Source organism: Citrobacter sp. CK194 (assembly GCF_030333395.1).
GTDB lineage: Bacteria > Pseudomonadota > Gammaproteobacteria > Enterobacterales > Enterobacteriaceae > Citrobacter_B > Citrobacter_B koseri.
On the sequence record NZ_JAOWGA010000018.1, the window covers coordinates 645,506 to 662,633 of the forward strand.

Consider the following 17,128-nt stretch of genomic DNA (forward strand, 5'->3'; position numbering starts at 1 on the left):
GAATGTTGCTGTATTAAGTCAGTGTTGGCGAAAATATTGGTATTAATCCTGGTGTTGAGGCGTTGAAATAGAAAAATGTGCTGCTGAACGCGCCTTCTCCGTTTTTATTCAACAATGCGTCCCAGGCGACAAATAGCCCATCTGAAAATATATCTTTTTTCTTATGCCGGAATTTTAACGACAGTAATCTTAAATATGAAAATCGTTTAAAACATCCGAATAAATCTTTTGTAATAGGTGGTAGCTATTAAAAACTGGAAATAGATCGGTTGCGTCGATATTAAGATAATTAGATATTCGCTTTATTGGTATTAATGATTTAGCCGTAAAGTCGTTCCATGTCGGTGTGTTAATTAATTGAATCTGTGATGTAAATAGATACCGGTTTTATAGTAATCATCAGCATCACTATATTGTTTCTGTTGCTGACTATTAGGTGCGTACTCTTTACTTTAGGAATTTTATTTTATTTTGTTGGATCTTTTGGAGCTTAAAAGGCTTAGTTTCCAATAAACCCCATTTGATTAAGATCAACAATTGATGCAATCGTATTTAAGTTGCCAGTTGATATAGTGCGTTTTGTTCGCATGAAGCGTGTTTTCTGCGCGGAATTATGCTGATGTTGAGCGTGGGAGAGAACAATTTTTCCGCAATAAATCCGCAATGCCTGCGCGCTTGTCGCAAAAGCGCGGAACTGCAATACGCGCCGGGTAATAGCATCGAATTATACGGCCAGGCGACTTTCTGGAAAGATTTGTTAATGCGCCTCACTCATCAGAGCGGCTTACCGCTCGTCTACGGTCTGCTCATGGCTTGCGAAAAATTGATATGAACGGACGTGCAGCGCCCGGGTCGCTGCACGTTTGTGGAAACAGGCGGGGAACAATTAGTGGATAATGCCCAGATAACCATGCATTCCCATATAAAGCCCCACCAGACCGATCAGTATGCTGGAGAAATAGGGGGCTTTTCTCGCCAGGGTATTAAATCCGTTCCAGCGTTTTGCGGCCTGTTGCACGCTGATGGCTGCGCCTACGCCAACGGCTACCAGCGTTAACGCCAGACCAATGCTGAAGCACAGTACCATCGTGGCTCCCAGCGTGAAGGCTTTAAGCTGGATGCAGATCAGCAATACGGTGATGGCTGCCGGGCAAGGAATCAGGCCGCCCGTCAGGCCAAACAGTAAAATCTGTCCGTTTGTCACTTCCTGGTCGTGAAAGCGGCGCTGAATATCGGTCGCATGTGCCCGTTCATGGGCATCCTGCCAGGCGTGCGATCCGTCCGTTAGCCCCTTCAGGGAAATATGAACATGCTGGTGGTCGTGGTGATGGTCGTGGTCGTGATGGTGGTGCTCATGGTCGTGATGGTGGTGAGTGTGGGCAGGAAGCCTGTTAGCCAACCCGTCCCGCTCCCCTTTCCAGGTACGCCAGAACATCCAGAACGCCGTGCTCAGAATAATGATGGCGGAGACCAGTTGTAGCCAGGGTTCCACGGATTCTGCGGTAAACGCTCTGCTGATGTACATGCCACCCAGGGCGATAAGCCACACAACGGCGGTATGTGAAAGCGTGGCTGCCAGCCCCAGCATCACAGCCTGCTTAATCGTCCCTTTGATGGCGATGATAAACGCCGCCATCATCGTTTTGGAGTGCCCGGGTTCCAGCCCATGTAATACGCCCAACAGAATGGCGCTGGGAATGAAAAACCAGGCGTTTCCTTGCTGAAGTAATGTTGAAAATTCGCCCATGAGAATGATTCTTAGTTGTCTTATTTCCCCGCATTCTACTCCCCCCCAGTACCAAATACTACCCCCCAGTAGCGTCACAATGCTATAATCCATAATGATTTATGTTAATAAGGCGTTGTTATGTCACATACGATCCGGGATAAACAAAAACTTAAAGCTCGCGCCAGTAAAATCCAGGGGCAGGTTGTCGCACTGAAAAAAATGCTGGATGAACCTCACGAATGTGCCGCGGTATTGCAGCAAATCGCGGCGATACGCGGCGCGGTGAACGGATTAATGCGTGAGGTGATCAAAGGGCATCTGACCGAACACATTGTTCACCAGAGCGATGAAGTGAAGCGCGAAGACGATCTGGAAGTGATCCTGAAGGTGCTGGATTCCTATATAAAATAGCCGGGACCGGTGCCCGACTGTTGTCTTCAATGTTAACGCCGTCTTTGCAGATGAATAAGCGAGCCTTTGCATTCCTTTGTGATCATTGGGAATGCGGCTTTTTCATTGGAGAGTGGATGCGAATGAATAAACAGCGTGTTTATCTTCCCGCCCATTCTTTTCTCGATCCTCTGTTTATAAGCATAGACGCTGCGGATATCCATACTCAGTAACTCGGCGATTTGATGCGGATTTTTCCCTGCAACCATGTTACCCATAATGATGAATTCCGTCTGGGTCAGGGTATTCCCTTTTGTAAAAGACAGATGTCGCCCAATAAATACTTGTCTGATTTTTTCATTTGCAACCGCCAGTCCATCATCGTGATAAATGATGACAGAAACCGCCGGATGATGTTTACGCCAGTAGTTGGCTAACGACTGCATGTTCCGATCGCTCACCAGTACAATACCCATACGTGTGCTGGCGAGATAATCAATCCACTGTTTGTCGAGAAACAGCCGCAAAAAGCTGATAGAGAAATCGACAAAAATATAACCATTTAATCGGGCATTATGATTATTATTTAAAATGCCCTCAATAACACCTCTGTTAAAGTAGATACTTTCTTCCGGCCACATACAAAAACATGCGTTAGCACAATATTGTAAACGAGGTGATTTTTCTGGCATTATTTTACAATGTAAAGAACAACTACTGCACGTAAGGTTTTTTAATTTAACATCCAGCTCCATACAGGAACCTCCCTATCCGTAGATAATTTCATAATTTCATCCGTTTTTAAATATGTCAATACTTTGCCAGACGGCAATTAGCGTGCGTAAAAAATCGATGTATATCACTTATTGCTATTTTTCTTAAAGCCTTGCGATGCATTTATAATAGTAGATATTTACATGCCACTTATTTTCCTGGGGCGACGTCTCGTCAGAGACAGAAACAATTTAGCATCCAGGACTTTTATAGCAAAATCCAGGAATAGTTATATTGCAAAAATGTTTAAGATATTTTGTTAAATGGCATTTATGGACAAAAGTTGCACCAATGTTAATTGCTGTATCTTAATTGTAAAATCGCTATTGTTTTTCATAATTAATAAATTATGTATTTGTGTGCTTTTTAAGCTTATCGTAATAATATCAGGAGAGCATGAAAATGCTTTAAAAATAGTCTTAATTAAGAACAAATGATCTTTTTTGACTTAAGGTTTTTGATTTATAAGTAATTTTACCGCTGGCGTTTGACAGTAATCGCATAATCAAATATTTATAGTGATCTCGATATAAGAATTTTGTAGCATGGCATTCATCATGTGAATGCCAGAAGGAATACTGTGTCGGATTTGTTAAAACACGCCAGATGTTACACAATTAATAACCTGGTTGACTTTCACCCTGGAAATCGGGCGTTATCGAATAGCGCAATGCAGAAGACCGTAACGTTACAAAGTCCTGCAAGCCTTATCCTTTTATATCTTATTCAGCATAACAACACGGTGGTTTCTCAAAACCAGCTGATTACAGCGGGTTGGGGAGAGAAGAATCATGTTACCTCGGCGAATACTTTTTATCAGACGATTCTCATTCTAAGAAATGCGTTAAGTGATATTGGGTTACCGCGCGATCTTATAAAAACCATTGCCCGTCGCGGTATGATGATTTCAGCGAATATTCAGACGGATGAGATAACCGCAAAAGCATCAGCGATCGAAGCGCCGGCGCAGATTGTTGAACCCCAAATGGAGCCGAAGGGAGACACGCCAATAAAAAAGCGCCATCTCTCGTTGCCTGCGGCGCTTTGCGGACTGGCGCTTCTGGTGGTGATGATAAGCATTGCCGCCAGCCTGTTTTATATGTCTCCAGAGTCGCTGCTGTCGTCTTATGAGGTTCTGGATTCCGAGACTTTTTCATCTTGTACCGTCCTGCAAAAAGGGAACGATGTGCTGGAGTTAAATTATATTCGCTTTATGCACAAACATCGCGAGATTTGCGATAACAATAACTATGTGTTTCTCTCAGGAATGAGCAGCGCAAAAAATATCACGGCGATTATATGCCCGGAGGATGCCAGAGAAAATCCGTCCGTAAAGTGTATAACCTACTATTCGATAAATGATGAAAATTAAAATACTGGCAGCGGCTATTATTATCACGATCTTCATTGTGGGTGGCGGAGGATTCTGGTATGCGCACAGCATTAACCCGAAAATTGATTGCAGTGGTTATGCCGTCTGGGATATTGATCATGAACTTTTTGCTGGTGATATTACCTACCAGATGCATAATCATCAGGGGATCGTGACATTAACCGGCGTGTTGAATACGCCCGACGCTCATTCTTATAAAATTAGCCGGATTATTTATTTTACGTACCAGAAGTTGCAGCAAAACTATATTATTACGACGCATAATCTGGTCCGATATCCGTCTGACGAATTACAGGGCAGCCATGAACGCAAGGCTATGCCGCTTATTTATTTATCAAAGGACGCGACGTTCTCGTTTTTGATACAACCCTGGCGGGAAGGCTGGACGTTTACGACAGTCGGGTCGCCCTCACTATTATGCCGATAGATTAAAGACTGAGTAAAACGGCTCGCCCCTCTTCAGGTGGATGAGCCGCTTTGTATTGAGATTAGCCAAAAAACATCACAGACACGCAAAGCAGACCCACAATCAGGGTAAGCAGATTTCCCAGAGAGCGGTATGGTTTGAGCGCGGGGATCAGATAGGTCGACAGCGTCGGCATGATAAACAAAATCATGGCGATAAGCGGGCCGCTGATCGCATAAATCATCGAAATGGCGTTGGGATTAATGCAGCAAACGACAAAGGTAATCAGCGAGACCAGCATGATCGACAGGGCGCGATTAAATGCCCGGCTTTTCTTCACGCCAGTCTGAAGTAACGCCGTTCGTACTATCTCTGTTGCCCCTTCAATCACTCCAAAATAGGTGCCCAGAAACGATTTTGACATCGCGACAACGGCGACAATAATCCCTGAAATGGAGAGCCATGCCGGTGCGGCTGGCATCATAGACAGCGCTGACAGGATGGTCACGCCTTCATGTTTTGCGGCTTCAATATAGGATGGCGGAATGGAGAGCAGACAGCTGAAAACGAAAAACAGCACGCTCAGGCAAATGATCAGATAAGCCACCTTCATGATTTTTTTGCATTTACCCATGGCCTGCTCTCCGTATCTTTCACGTCTGTCGATAGCAAACGTGGAGATAATGGGCGTATGGCTAAAAGCGAAAACCATCACCGGAATGGATATCCATACCTGATGAAGTGTGTGCCGATCGAAAGACATCTGGCTGGTCAATAACGCGGGCTGCCAGCTTCCGGTCAAATAAAGCGACAGAAATAAGAAATAGGCGATAAGCGGAAACACTAAAAAGCCCATCACGCGGATAGTCGCATGTCGTCCCATCAGGAAAATCAGATTCAGAATCAATACGACGCCCAGACTGACCAGAACACGCACCCGCAGGTCTATCGTCATCTGCTTTGCCAGCTGTTCCGTCAGGGAATTGGTTATCGCCACGGCGTAAATCAGGACCACCACGAAAAACGCAATAAAGTATAGCGAGGTGATGAGACTGCCGATCTTCTTGCCGTAGTAATGCGTTACCGCACCGGTGATCCCTTCGCCAGCGGAGGTTTTCGAAGAGAGGATAAACTGGCACAGCGCTTTATGAGGCCAGTAAGTCAGAGGCCAGGCAACCAGTGCGGTAATAAACAGCACGATGGCCCCCGCGGAACCCAACTGAATGGGGAGGAAAAGGGTGCCTGCGCCGACCGCAGTCCCATATAGTGCAAAACTCCAGAGAGTTTCTTCTTTTGACCAAATTTTCGACATTATTTGAACGTATCAACTATAAAATAAACAAAAAGAAGCGCAATTTACCATAAATGGCATGGGGCTGGGGAAACTAAAGCGGTGTGCGAGGGCAGGCAGGAAGCGCCGGAACGGGGAATGTTCCGGCTAAACAGAGCATTATCAGGCAGTAACGCGCTGCTGGCGGCGTCTTACTACGCGAAGACGCAACGTGTCATAGGCCCAGTTGTAGAACATGGTGTATGGCAGGAAGAAAAGGAAGAAACCGATTTCCAGCGTGAAGGCCTGCAACAGGCTGACGTTCAGCGCCCAGGCGACAATACTTACACCAATAACGATAAAGCCGCTTTCAAATCCCAGCGCGTGCAGTGCGCGAACTTTAGCGGTGCGCGTCACTACGTGTGACGGCCAGAAGCGGTCAAACAGCGCGTTATAGATGATATTCCAGATCATCGCCGTGGTTGCCAGCAGAATGGTTAAGCCTCCCATTTCCAGCACTGAGCGCTGCATCAGCCAGGCGGTAGTCGGGGCCAGAATGGCGGTGGCAATGCCTTCGAAGCAGACCGCATGGAAAATGCGTTCGAGTAGCGAACGGCGTTGGACTAAGTCATGTTGCATAGGATCAAACCTTTTTTTCATCTCCGGGAAAACGGAATGTCAGGCATTTTATCGTTTAATATGATATCTAAAAGATAGAATCCATCGATAAAGTAGATAGTTTATGCGCTACTCTCCCGAAGCATTGATCGCATTTGTTGAGACGGTCTCCTGCGGCTCGTTTTCCGCTGCGGCGCGCCGGTTGCGGAAAAGTCAGTCCACCGTCAGTACGGCGATTGCCCACCTGGAAGCCGATCTGGGGTTTTCACTGTTTGATCGCTCTTCACGACAGCCGGTGCTGACGGAAGAGGGCAAGCGGGTGCTCAGCTATGTGCAGGCTATTCTGTCAGCAAGCGATCGTCTGGATGAGGTGGCGTTATCCCTGTCTGGCGAAACGGAAACCCGTCTGACATTCGTGCTATCCGACACCCTGCATCCAGACGTTCTGGAAGAATTAATGGTGCAGTTCGACCGTCAGTTTCCCCATACGGAATTTGAATGTCTGATCGGCGAAGATGAAGATGTCATCGATCTCCTGCAAAAGGGACGCGCGCAGGTCGGGCTGATTGAAGCGCGCAATCATTACCCTACCGAGATGGGGGTGACGCGCCTGCCCATGCAGACATGGATGGGACTCTACGTGGCGGCCTCACATCCTCTGGCCGCGCAGAAAACCCTGCAATGGGATCAGCTGCATACCTGGCGTGAACTGCGGCTGAATACCTATCTGGAAAGTGGCGCCAGCGTGGCGCGCGGCCCGGCCTGGTCTGCGCCTAACTATTTGTTATTACTGAGTATGGCGGTGCAGGGATTTGGCTGGTGCGCATTGCCTTGTGCGCTGGTGGAAGAGTTTGCGGCTGAAAAACCGCTGGTGCAACTGGATGTGCCCGGCTGGCCAAAGGCGATCTCGATTGATCTTCTCTGGAACAAGAAGTCGCCGCCGGGTGCGGCGGGAAGCTGGCTCCGCGATCATTTACAGCAGGGGCGTATACCGGCTGATTAAAATAGCTGCAATTTCCTTTGTGATAAAACTCACCATTTTTAAACAAGCAGGATAATTATCTTTAACAATCCTCTACTATTGCGGTGTTATTTTGCGCTGAGGTGGTGATGAAAGAGGTTGTGATAGTTGGGGCTTTACGTACGCCGATCGGATGCTTCCAGGGAACGCTGTCCCGCCATTCTGCCGTTGAACTGGGCAGCATGGTGGTAAAAGCGTTGATGGAGCGTACCGGCGTTGATGTACATGCTATCGATGAAGTTATCCTCGGTCAGGTGCTCACGGCGGGCGCAGGACAAAACCCGGCGCGGCAGTCAGCCATCAAAGGTGGGCTGCCCAACACCGTTTCTGCTATCACCATCAACGATGTCTGCGGTTCCGGCCTGAAAGCGCTGCATCTGGCTACGCAGGCGATTCAGTGCGGCGAGGCGGATATTGTCATTGCCGGCGGGCAGGAGAACATGAGCCGGGCGCCGCACGTTCTTACCGACAGCCGCACAGGGGCGCAGCTCGGTAACAGCCAACTGGTGGACAGCCTGGTTCACGACGGCTTGTGGGATGCGTTTAACGATTACCACATGGGCGTTACCGCTGAAAATCTGGCGCGGGAATACGGCATCAGCCGCGAATTGCAGGACGCCTATGCCCTCAGTTCCCAGCAAAAAGCGCGGGCGGCCATTGATGCCGGGCGTTTTAAAGCTGAGATTGTCCCGGTTGTCACCCAGCGTAACGGCCAGCCTGTCGTTGTCGATACTGATGAGCAGCCAAGAACCGATGCCAGCGCGGAAGGATTGGCCCAGTTGAACCCGGCATTTGATCTCCTCGGCTCGGTCACGGCGGGCAATGCCTCGTCAATTAACGATGGCGCGGCTGCCGTCATGATGATGAGCGAAGCCAAAGCGCAGGAACTGGATTTACCCATACTGGCGCGTATTCGCGCTTTTGCCAGCGTCGGCGTCGATCCCGCACTGATGGGTATCGCGCCCGTTTACGCCACCCGACGTTGTCTTGAACGGGTAGGCTGGCAGCTGGCGGACGTGGATCTTATCGAGGCTAACGAGGCTTTTGCTGCGCAGGCGTTATCCGTTGGCAAAATGCTGGAGTGGGACGAACGCCGGGTGAACGTTAACGGCGGAGCGATTGCGCTCGGCCATCCCATTGGCGCATCCGGCTGTCGGATTCTGGTGTCGCTGGTGCATGAGATGGTTAAACGCGATGCGCGAAAGGGCCTGGCGACGCTCTGCATTGGCGGTGGGCAAGGTGTGGCGCTTGCTATCGAACGAGATTAAGACCGCCTTCATTTCCCGCTTCCCCCGTGCTGGCGCTGCCAACCGCGCCAGCCGCAATATGTGCTGATATTTCCCCTCCCTGACGCCGCGGGTTGCAGCAATCCGGCGTTTCTTTTCAGGAGCGCACGCTGCTCCCATATCCGACTGATAAACCTATCTTATTGTTTTTAATTTTATTTTAAGCATCTCCGCCTGTGCCTGCTAAAGGGAAATCTCGCGCTGACGTGATCGCAATTACACTTTTGATAATAAGATGCAGAAAAACTGAAACAACGTTTTATTTGTAATTGAAAACCCGTTTCTGGAGGGATATCATTACCGCATAAAGTAAAACGGAACGGTGTTTCGCCTTCCGTTCTGACATTCACGGTCGGTTTATTATTGGAGGTTGATGTGGACGTAAGACAGAGCATCCACAGCGCGCACGCTAAAACGCTGGACACCCAGGGGCTGCGCAACGAGTTTTTGGTCGAGAAAGTGTTTGTTGCTGATGAATACACCATGGTTTACAGCCACATCGACCGCATTATTGTCGGCGGCATCATGCCGGTAGCGAAAACGGTTTCCGTTGGCGGTGAAGTCGGTAAACAGCTGGGCGTTACCTACTTCCTGGAGCGTCGTGAACTGGGGGTGATCAACATCGGCGGGCCGGGCACGATCGCTGTCGATGGTCAGTGCTATGAGATCGGCCACCGCGATGCCTTATACGTCGGTAAAGGCGCGAAAGAAGTTGTTTTCGCCAGCGTTGATGGCGCAAAACCGGCGAAGTTCTACTACAACTGCGCGCCGGCGCATACCACTTACCCGACTAAAAAAGTGACGCCAGCCGATGTCGCGCCGGTTACTCTGGGCGACAACCTCACCAGTAACCGCCGCACCATTAACAAATACTTCGTGCCGGACGTACTGGAGACCTGCCAGCTGAGCATGGGCCTGACCGAACTGGCGCCCGGCAATCTGTGGAACACCATGCCTTGTCACACCCATGAACGCCGTATGGAAGTGTACTTCTATTTCAACATGGAAGAGAACGCCTGCGTCTTTCATATGATGGGGCAGCCTCAGGAAACGCGTCATATCGTGATGCATAACGAGCAGGCGGTTATCTCCCCAAGCTGGTCTATTCACTCCGGTGTCGGCACCCAGGCCTATACGTTCATCTGGGGGATGGTGGGTGAAAATCAGGTCTTTGATGATATGGACCACGTTGCAGTAAAAGATCTGCGCTAGTCGCGGACGGCAATCATGTCTGTCCGTGACAGGCACTAAGAAAATAAGGATTAACAATGATTTTGAATGCATTCTCTCTTGAAGGTAAGGTCGCGGTAGTCACAGGTTGTGATACCGGTCTGGGTCAGGGGATGGCGCTGGGTCTGGCGGAAGCGGGCTGTGATATTGTCGGGATCAACATTGTTGAGCCGACGGAAACCATTGAACGCATCACCGCGCTGGGCCGCCGTTTTTTAAGTCTGACGGCGGATTTGCGTCAGATTGACGGTATTCCAGCCCTGCTTGAACGTGCGGTGGCGGAGTTCGGTCACATCGATATTCTGGTGAATAACGCCGGTCTGATCCGCCGTGAAGACGCGATCGACTTCAGTGAAAAAGACTGGGATGACGTCATGAACCTGAACATTAAGAGCGTGTTCTTTATGTCTCAGGCTGCGGCGAAGCACTTCATCGCCCAGGGTAACGGCGGCAAAATTATTAATATCGCCTCTATGCTCTCCTTCCAGGGCGGGATTCGCGTTCCTTCTTACACCGCGTCTAAAAGCGGCGTTATGGGCGTAACGCGCCTGATGGCGAACGAATGGGCGAAACATAACATCAACGTGAACGCTATCGCGCCGGGTTACATGGCGACGAACAATACTCAGCAACTGCGTGCTGATGAGCAGCGTAGCGCGGAAATCCTCGACCGTATTCCGGCGGGGCGTTGGGGGCTGCCGAGCGATCTGATGGGGCCGGTGGTGTTCCTGGCATCCAGCGCATCTGACTATATTAATGGCTATACCGTTGCGGTGGATGGCGGCTGGCTGGCGCGTTAATTCTGATGTCGTAAAAGCCTCGCCCCGGTGAGGCGATAACATCCGGCCTGCGCAGGGGTTCCTGTGCAGGCCGGATGCGTATGGCTTACGCGTTGAGGAAATCTTCGCGTACTGGCGTGAAGGTATCCAGCAGTGTTCCCGGTTGTAAACACACGCAGCCATGCATGATATTGGGCCGTTTATATAGCGTGTCGCCAGCGCGCACCACATGCTTTTCTTCACCAATAGTAAACTCAAATTCACCGGACAAAACGTAAGTCAGCTGTTCATGAGGATGATTGTGCAACGGCCCGATTGCGCCTTTTTCGAAATTCACCTCTACCGCCATCATGTTACCGTCGTGAGCCAGAATACGCCGGGTAACGCCATTTCCCAGATCCTCAAGCGTCGTCTCATTATGAAAAATAAACATGCGGTGATCCTGTTATTTATTGAAACAATGTTTCAACTAAATTAGTTCATACCGGGGGAAAAGAAAATGGCAGACCAAATGAACTGGAAACTTGATCACAAGTTTGCTTCACTGCTGTCATCAAGGTGAGAAGGAGAAGGTAATGAAAACGATTGGACTGCTGGGCGGCATGAGTTGGGAATCGACGATCCCCTATTACCGTTTGATTAATGAAGGAATCAAAACACGGCTGGGTGGTTTGCATTCCGCCAGCCTGTTGCTGCATAGCGTTGATTTCCATGAAATTGAAGAGTGTCAGCGCCAGGGCGAGTGGGATAAAACGGGAGATATTCTGGCGCAGGCCGCACTGGGTTTGCAGCAGGCGGGTGCAGAAGCGATAGTGCTGTGTACTAATACCATGCATAAAGTGGCGGAGACGATTGAGTCGCGCTGTTCACTGCCGTTTTTACATATTGCGGATGCGACAGGGCGGGCGATTGCGCGCAAAAACATGACGCGCGTGGCGCTACTGGGGACGCGCTACACGATGGAGCAGGATTTTTATCGCGGGCGTCTGGAGCAGCGGTTTGCGATTGAAACCCTGGTGCCGGAAACGGACGACCGCGCGCAGATCAACCAGATAATCTTTGACGAACTGTGCCTCGGCGAGTTTAGCGAACGCTCCCGCCAGTATTATTTGCAGGTGATCGAACGTCTGGCGGCGCAGGGCGCTCAGGGCGTGATTTTTGGCTGTACTGAGATTGGGTTGCTGGTGCCGGAAGCGCAGAGCGCGCTGCCGGTGTTTGATACTGCGGCGATCCATGCGGCTGACGCCGTGGAATTTATGCTTTCGTAACCGGCTCCAGAATGGCCTCCAGCGGATCGACAAGACGCGGAAGGCTGGTTTGCAGGTGCTCGCTGAACGCATCCACCAGCGCGGATGATGGCCGGTGCAGCGGGCGGATCAGACTGACGGTAAACGGAACGTCGACACTGAACCGCCGCACGGTCACTCCGCTGGCGGCATAATCCAGCGCGGTGAGCGGGTTAACCACCGAGAGCCCGGCGCCCGCGCGCACCATTGCACAAACCGACGCCGCGCTGTGGGTTTCCACGACCATCCGGCGTTTAACCTGGTGTTCGTTAAACAGCGCATCCAGCAGCTGGCGATAGCTGTCGGTGCGCGACAGGCTGATGTAATTCTCTCCCTGAAAGTCGCCCGGCGTCAGCACGGATTTGGTCGCCAGCGGGTGGCCGGGCGGCAGCACGCACACTTCATTTAGCGTCAACAACGCGGTGCGTTCGGTGCCTGCCGGGGTATGCAACGTCTCCGTCAGGCCGAGGTCGTGGCGTTGAGCGGAAAGCCACTCTTCCAGCAGCGGCGACTCCTGCGGCACGATGTTCAGGCTGACATCAGGATAGCGGGCGAGAAACGGTTGCAGCAGCGTGGGTAAAAAGGACTGGGAGAAAACGGGCAGGCAGACAATCGACAGCTCGCCCTGGCGAAATTCACGCAGGCTCTCCGCCGCGTTTACAATGCGATCCAGCCCATACCAGGAACGCTGCACCTCTTCGAATAGCCGTAATCCTTGCACCGTCGGGTGCAGGCGTCCGCGCGTGCGCTCAAACAGTTTAAGCCCCAATACTTTTTCGAACCGCGCCAGCTCCCGGCTAACGGTGGGCTGCGAGGTATGCAGCAGGCGCGCCGCTTCGGTCAGGTTTCCGGCGGTCATCACGGCATGAAAGATTTCAATGTGGCGCAGGTTCACGGCTGCCATCGTTGGCTTTCCCCTCAGTGGATATCATCCATATCATTTTTGCATAGACTCGCCATAAAACGATATTTTTTATTCCCTTCAGTTTGTGGCGTAATCATAAAAAATGTCTTGCCCGGAGTCTGCTATGCCACATTCACTGAATTGCACTGATACTGATCTCAACGCTGAAAATCTGCTCAGACTACCGGCGGAATTCGGCTGCCCGGTATGGGTCTATGACGCGCAGATTATTCGCCGTCAGATCGCGGCCCTGCAACAGTTTGATGTGGTGCGCTTTGCGCAAAAGGCCTGCTCGAATATTCATATTTTGCGCCTGATGCGTGAGCAGGGCGTAAAGGTGGATTCCGTCTCGCTGGGTGAAATTGAGCGCGCGCTGGCGGCGGGATACGATCCGCAAAACCACCCTGATGATATTGTCTTCACGGCTGATGTTATTGACGCCGCCACGCTGGCCCGCGTCAGCGAACTGCGCATTCCGGTGAATGCCGGGTCGGTGGATATGCTGGATCAACTGGGGCAGGTTTCGCCGGGTCATCGCGTCTGGCTGCGTATCAATCCCGGTTTTGGTCACGGGCACAGCCAGAAAACCAATACCGGCGGCGAGAACAGCAAACACGGCATCTGGCATACCGATCTGCCTGCCGCGCTGGCAGTGATGCAGCGCCATCGGCTTCAGCTTGTTGGGATCCACATGCACATTGGTTCCGGCGTTGATTACGGTCATCTGGAGCAGGTGTGCGGCGCGATGGTGCGTCAGGTTATCGATTTTGGGCAGGATCTGGAGGCGATTTCGGCGGGAGGCGGGCTGTCGATCCCTTATCACGAGGGAGAAGAGGCGGTCGATACGCAGCATTACTTCGGACTGTGGAACGCCGCCCGCGAGCAAATCGCTCGCCATCTGGGGCATCGGGTGAAGCTGGAAATTGAGCCGGGACGTTTTCTGGTGGCGCAATCCGGCGTGCTGGTGACGCAGGTACGCAGCGTGAAAGAGATGGGGCGCCGTCATTTTGTGCTGGTGGATGCCGGTTTCAACGACCTGATGCGCCCGGCAATGTACGGCAGCTACCACCATATTACGGCGCTGGCGGCGGACGGTCGCTCGCTTGAACATGCGCCGCTGCTGGACACCGTGGTGGCGGGGCCGTTGTGCGAATCTGGCGATGTCTTTACGCAGCAGGAAGGTGGTAACGTGGAAACGCGTGCGCTGCCTGCGGTCGCGCCGGGGGATTATCTGGTTTTGCACGATACCGGCGCGTACGGCGCGTCCATGTCATCAAATTACAACAGCCGACCGCTGCTGCCGGAAGTGCTGTTTGATAACGGTAAAGCGCGATTGATTCGCCGCCGCCAGACGATTGAAGAGTTGCTGGCGCTGGAAGTTTTTTAACCGGTAGACCGGATAAGGCGCCTTTGCCTGATGGCGCTACGCTTATCAGGCCTACAGACGGCGAAATATCGTAGGCCGGATAAGGCGCTTGCGCCGCCATCCGGCAAACCATCAGCAATCCGACTGAAAAAATGGCCCGGTGGTCACTGAATCACGCAGCACTAATGTTCCTGTAAACGGCGGGATCGGCTCCAGCTCCTCGCCGCTCGCCAGCCGAATCGCCTGATCGATTGCGGTGGTGATCATACTGTCGATTGGCAGATAGACGGTGGACAGCGCCGGTTCCAGCCACTTCGCGCTGGGCGCGTCATCGAAGCCAAACAGCGAAATATCCTGCGGTATCCGCAGCCCGGCCTGATGCAGCGCCTTTGATGCGCCAAGCGCCATATCGTCGTTACAGGCAAAGAGCGCGGTAAAGGCGATCCCTTCCTCCAGCAGTTCACGGCACGCTTCGTACCCGCGTGTCATGCTGGAGTCGCCGTATTTCACTTTCGCCGGGTCCCAGGCGATCCCGTTTTTCTCCAGCGCCTTGCGGTATCCCGTCAGGCGGGATTTTCCCGTTGGCGTGTGATTCGGTACGGTAATGCAGGCGATATCCCGATGGCCTTGTGAGATCAGGTAATCCACCGCCTGAAACGCGGCATCTTCCTGTTCAAAGAATATGGCGCGATCGCGGGCCAGACTGACATCGCGATTGATCACGACCAGCGGCGTCTCTATGGTATTAATCAACGAGATGATCGTTTTTTCGCTCATATAGCGGGTATAGAGAATGATCGCGTCACACTGCCTGTCGGCCAGCATCTGCACCGCCTCTTGCTCGCGTTCCGGCGTGTCATGGCCATCGGTCACGATAAGCTGCTTACCGTGCGACTCTGTCTGGCGTGACGCCTGTTGCAGCAAGCGCCCGAAGTAAAATCCGTCAAAGGTCGAGACAACAAGCCCAATGCTGTTACTGGTGCGGTTCGCCAGCGATCGCGCCAAAAAATTGGGTCGGTAATCTAACGCCTGCATCGCTTTGAAGACTTTCTGGCGCGTGCTCTCTTTCACCTGTCCCGTTCCGTTCAGTACGCGAGAAACCGTCGCTTTTGATACGCCCGCGCGACGTGAAACATCCAGCATTGTTGTCATGACGCTATCCTGATTAATCGTTTGACGAAGAATTCCCGGTTTCCGACGGCGTCGAAACGGAATGCCGACGTACCAGAGTAGGGCTAAAGACATGGGTGATTTCGGGTACAGGCCGTTTTTCCGCCAGTGCGAGCGCCAGTTCGGCGGCCTGGGTCGCCATGGTCACGATCGGGTAGCGTACCGTGGTCAGACGTGGACGCACGTAGCGCGAGACTAGCACATCATCGAAACCAATCAGTGAAATTTCGCCCGGTACGTCAATACCGTTGTCGTTTAATACGCCCATTGCGCCTGCGGCCATCGAATCGTTGTAACAAGCGATCGCCGTGAAGTTTCTTCCGCGACCTAACAGCTCGGTCATTGCCTGTTCACCGCCGCTCTCATCCGGTTCACCAAATGTGACCAGCCTGTCGTTAGCCGGAATATGGCTCTCTTCCAGCGCGTCGTAATAACCCTTGAGCCGGTCTTCCGCATCAGAAATCGAATGGTTGGAACAGATATAGCCGATGCGGGTATGGCCCTGCTGAATTAAGTGACGCGTTGCCAGCCAGGCGCCGTAACGGTCATCTAACGCCACGCAGCGCTGCTCAAACCCAGGCAGGATGCGGTTAATCAGCACCATGCCAGGCATCTGTTTCATTAATGACGCCAGGTCCGCGTCCGGGATCATCTTGGCGTGTACGACTAACGCCGCGCAACGATGGCGGATCAGTTGTTCAATCGCCTGATGCTCTTTTTGTTCATTGTGGTAGCCGTTGCCAATCAGTAAGAAATTACCGGTGTGGTAGGCCACCTGCTCGACCGCTTTAACCATCGCGCCAAAGAAAGGGTCGGAGACATCCCCCACGACTAAACCAATTGTCTCCGTGGATTGCTGTGCCAGCGCTCGCGCATTGGCGTTGGGGTGATAGCTGAGCGATTCCATCGCGCTGGTGACCGCGAGGCGGGATGCTTCGCTGGCTTTCGGGGAATCATTAATAACGCGAGAAACGGTGGCGACTGAAACACCAGCCAGTCGGGCTACATCCTTTATGGTCGCCATGACAGTACCTATAGTGGGTAAACGCTTACATTTCGTCAGTGTTACGGAAAATGGCTATCTGTTCAAGCAGATTGCCTGACGGGAACGCGCAAATGTGAGCGCACGCCGGGGAAGTAAGACAGAAAAGGGAGAATGCAAACCTTTGGTTACACTTTGCGAAGCGCTGTTGCGATTGTTCGCTGGTGAGGGCGTCGGGCGGATTGCTAGAGTTGAGATCCCAGAGGTATTGATAGGTGAAATCAGCTTTCGGGTTGATCACAAGAATTACACCAACCTGCGCATCATGTGCAGGTTTTTTTTTGCGCTTACACCAATCTGTAACAGTAACCGATAATTTACACAACTCGTTGCATTTGTGTTCATTCCTTTGCGTTTTGCTGGTGGCGCGCAGCGTCGCCGGAGACCACAATCAAGATCCCAGAGGTATTGATTGGTGAGATTATTCGGTACGCTCTTCGTACCTGTCTCTTGCACCAACCTGC

17 protein-coding genes are annotated in these 17,128 nt (G+C 51.7%); 9 read left to right on the plus strand and 8 right to left on the minus strand.

Going from position 1 to position 17,128, the window contains the following annotated elements:
* Positions 1 to 886 precede the first annotated feature (886 nt).
* Entirely contained in the window at positions 887 to 1,747 is an 861-nt protein-coding gene (locus OGX80_RS14845; protein ID WP_115181196.1) for a nickel/cobalt efflux protein RcnA, read from the minus strand.
* 120 nt (positions 1,748 to 1,867) lie between these two features.
* On the opposite strand from OGX80_RS14845, the gene rcnR reads away from it, so the two are divergent.
* Complete coding sequence (gene rcnR / locus OGX80_RS14850; RefSeq protein ID WP_012134972.1) at positions 1,868 to 2,140, plus strand: Ni(II)/Co(II)-binding transcriptional repressor RcnR; 273 nt, start codon at positions 1,868 to 1,870, stop codon at positions 2,138 to 2,140.
* A gap of 32 nt (positions 2,141 to 2,172) precedes the next feature.
* Here rcnR and OGX80_RS14855 read toward each other — a convergent pair whose 3' ends face one another.
* Entirely contained in the window at positions 2,173 to 2,874 is a 702-nt protein-coding gene (locus tag OGX80_RS14855) for a helix-turn-helix transcriptional regulator (protein WP_115181197.1), read from the minus strand.
* 689 nt (positions 2,875 to 3,563) lie between these two features.
* Between OGX80_RS14855 and OGX80_RS14860 the strand changes: the two genes are divergently transcribed.
* Positions 3,564 to 4,265 carry a winged helix-turn-helix domain-containing protein gene (locus OGX80_RS14860; protein ID WP_115181198.1) on the plus strand — a complete coding sequence of 234 codons (702 nt, stop codon included), beginning with the start codon at positions 3,564 to 3,566 and terminating at the stop codon, positions 4,263 to 4,265.
* Entirely contained in the window at positions 4,252 to 4,713 is a 462-nt protein-coding gene (locus tag OGX80_RS14865) for a YqeJ family protein (protein ID WP_071257892.1), read from the plus strand. Before OGX80_RS14860 ends, OGX80_RS14865 begins: the two co-directional genes overlap by 14 nt.
* Positions 4,714 to 4,774: 61 nt before the next feature.
* On the opposite strand, the gene OGX80_RS14870 is transcribed toward OGX80_RS14865, so the two are convergent.
* Together OGX80_RS14870 and OGX80_RS14875 are read right to left on the minus strand one after the other, a co-directional pair.
* On the minus strand, positions 4,775 to 6,004 hold the full coding sequence (locus tag OGX80_RS14870; RefSeq protein WP_101744101.1) for an amino acid permease: 1,230 nt from the start codon (positions 6,002 to 6,004) through the stop codon (positions 4,775 to 4,777).
* Between the two features lie 141 nt (positions 6,005 to 6,145).
* On the minus strand, positions 6,146 to 6,601 hold the full coding sequence (locus tag OGX80_RS14875; protein ID WP_024130912.1) for a multidrug/biocide efflux PACE transporter: 456 nt from the start codon (positions 6,599 to 6,601) through the stop codon (positions 6,146 to 6,148).
* Positions 6,602 to 6,704: 103 nt separating this feature from the next.
* Between OGX80_RS14875 and OGX80_RS14880 the strand changes: the two genes are divergently transcribed.
* From OGX80_RS14880 to kduD, 4 genes are all read left to right on the plus strand, one after another.
* Positions 6,705 to 7,583 carry a LysR family transcriptional regulator gene (locus OGX80_RS14880; RefSeq protein ID WP_047461486.1) on the plus strand — a complete coding sequence of 293 codons (879 nt, stop codon included), beginning with the start codon at positions 6,705 to 6,707 and terminating at the stop codon, positions 7,581 to 7,583.
* Positions 7,584 to 7,690: 107 nt separating this feature from the next.
* Complete coding sequence (locus OGX80_RS14885) at positions 7,691 to 8,869, plus strand: acetyl-CoA C-acetyltransferase (protein ID WP_047461488.1); 1,179 nt, start codon at positions 7,691 to 7,693, stop codon at positions 8,867 to 8,869.
* A 393-nt stretch (positions 8,870 to 9,262) separates the two neighbouring features.
* The gene (gene kduI / locus OGX80_RS14890; protein WP_058668046.1) at positions 9,263 to 10,099 is read left to right on the plus strand and encodes a 5-dehydro-4-deoxy-D-glucuronate isomerase; all 837 of its coding nucleotides are present in this window, start codon (positions 9,263 to 9,265) and stop codon (positions 10,097 to 10,099) included.
* A 56-nt stretch (positions 10,100 to 10,155) separates the two neighbouring features.
* The gene (kduD, locus tag OGX80_RS14895; protein ID WP_071257893.1) at positions 10,156 to 10,917 is read left to right on the plus strand and encodes a 2-dehydro-3-deoxy-D-gluconate 5-dehydrogenase KduD; all 762 of its coding nucleotides are present in this window, start codon (positions 10,156 to 10,158) and stop codon (positions 10,915 to 10,917) included.
* A gap of 85 nt (positions 10,918 to 11,002) precedes the next feature.
* Here kduD and OGX80_RS14900 read toward each other — a convergent pair whose 3' ends face one another.
* Positions 11,003 to 11,329, minus strand: a complete 327-nt coding sequence (locus OGX80_RS14900; protein WP_012134962.1) for a cupin domain-containing protein — start codon at positions 11,327 to 11,329, stop codon at positions 11,003 to 11,005.
* Between the two features lie 142 nt (positions 11,330 to 11,471).
* Between OGX80_RS14900 and OGX80_RS14905 the strand changes: the two genes are divergently transcribed.
* Entirely contained in the window at positions 11,472 to 12,164 is a 693-nt protein-coding gene (locus tag OGX80_RS14905; protein WP_047461496.1) for an aspartate/glutamate racemase, read from the plus strand.
* Here the strand turns inward: OGX80_RS14905 and OGX80_RS14910 are convergent.
* On the minus strand, positions 12,151 to 13,086 hold the full coding sequence (locus tag OGX80_RS14910; protein WP_012134960.1) for a LysR family transcriptional regulator: 936 nt from the start codon (positions 13,084 to 13,086) through the stop codon (positions 12,151 to 12,153). The genes OGX80_RS14905 and OGX80_RS14910 overlap by 14 nt on opposite strands.
* A gap of 124 nt (positions 13,087 to 13,210) precedes the next feature.
* Here OGX80_RS14910 and lysA point away from each other — a divergent pair, with 124 nt between their 5' ends.
* A complete protein-coding gene (lysA, locus tag OGX80_RS14915; protein WP_047461500.1) occupies positions 13,211 to 14,473 on the plus strand; it encodes a diaminopimelate decarboxylase in 1,263 nt (420 codons plus the stop codon).
* Between the two features lie 111 nt (positions 14,474 to 14,584).
* Here the strand turns inward: lysA and OGX80_RS14920 are convergent, their stop codons facing one another.
* Both OGX80_RS14920 and galR read right to left on the minus strand, forming a co-directional pair.
* Positions 14,585 to 15,604 carry a LacI family DNA-binding transcriptional regulator gene (locus OGX80_RS14920; RefSeq protein ID WP_047461502.1) on the minus strand — a complete coding sequence of 340 codons (1,020 nt, stop codon included), beginning with the start codon at positions 15,602 to 15,604 and terminating at the stop codon, positions 14,585 to 14,587.
* A gap of 13 nt (positions 15,605 to 15,617) precedes the next feature.
* Positions 15,618 to 16,646, minus strand: a complete 1,029-nt coding sequence (galR, locus tag OGX80_RS14925) for an HTH-type transcriptional regulator GalR (protein WP_012134956.1) — start codon at positions 16,644 to 16,646, stop codon at positions 15,618 to 15,620.
* Between the last annotated feature and the right edge of the window lie 482 nt (positions 16,647 to 17,128).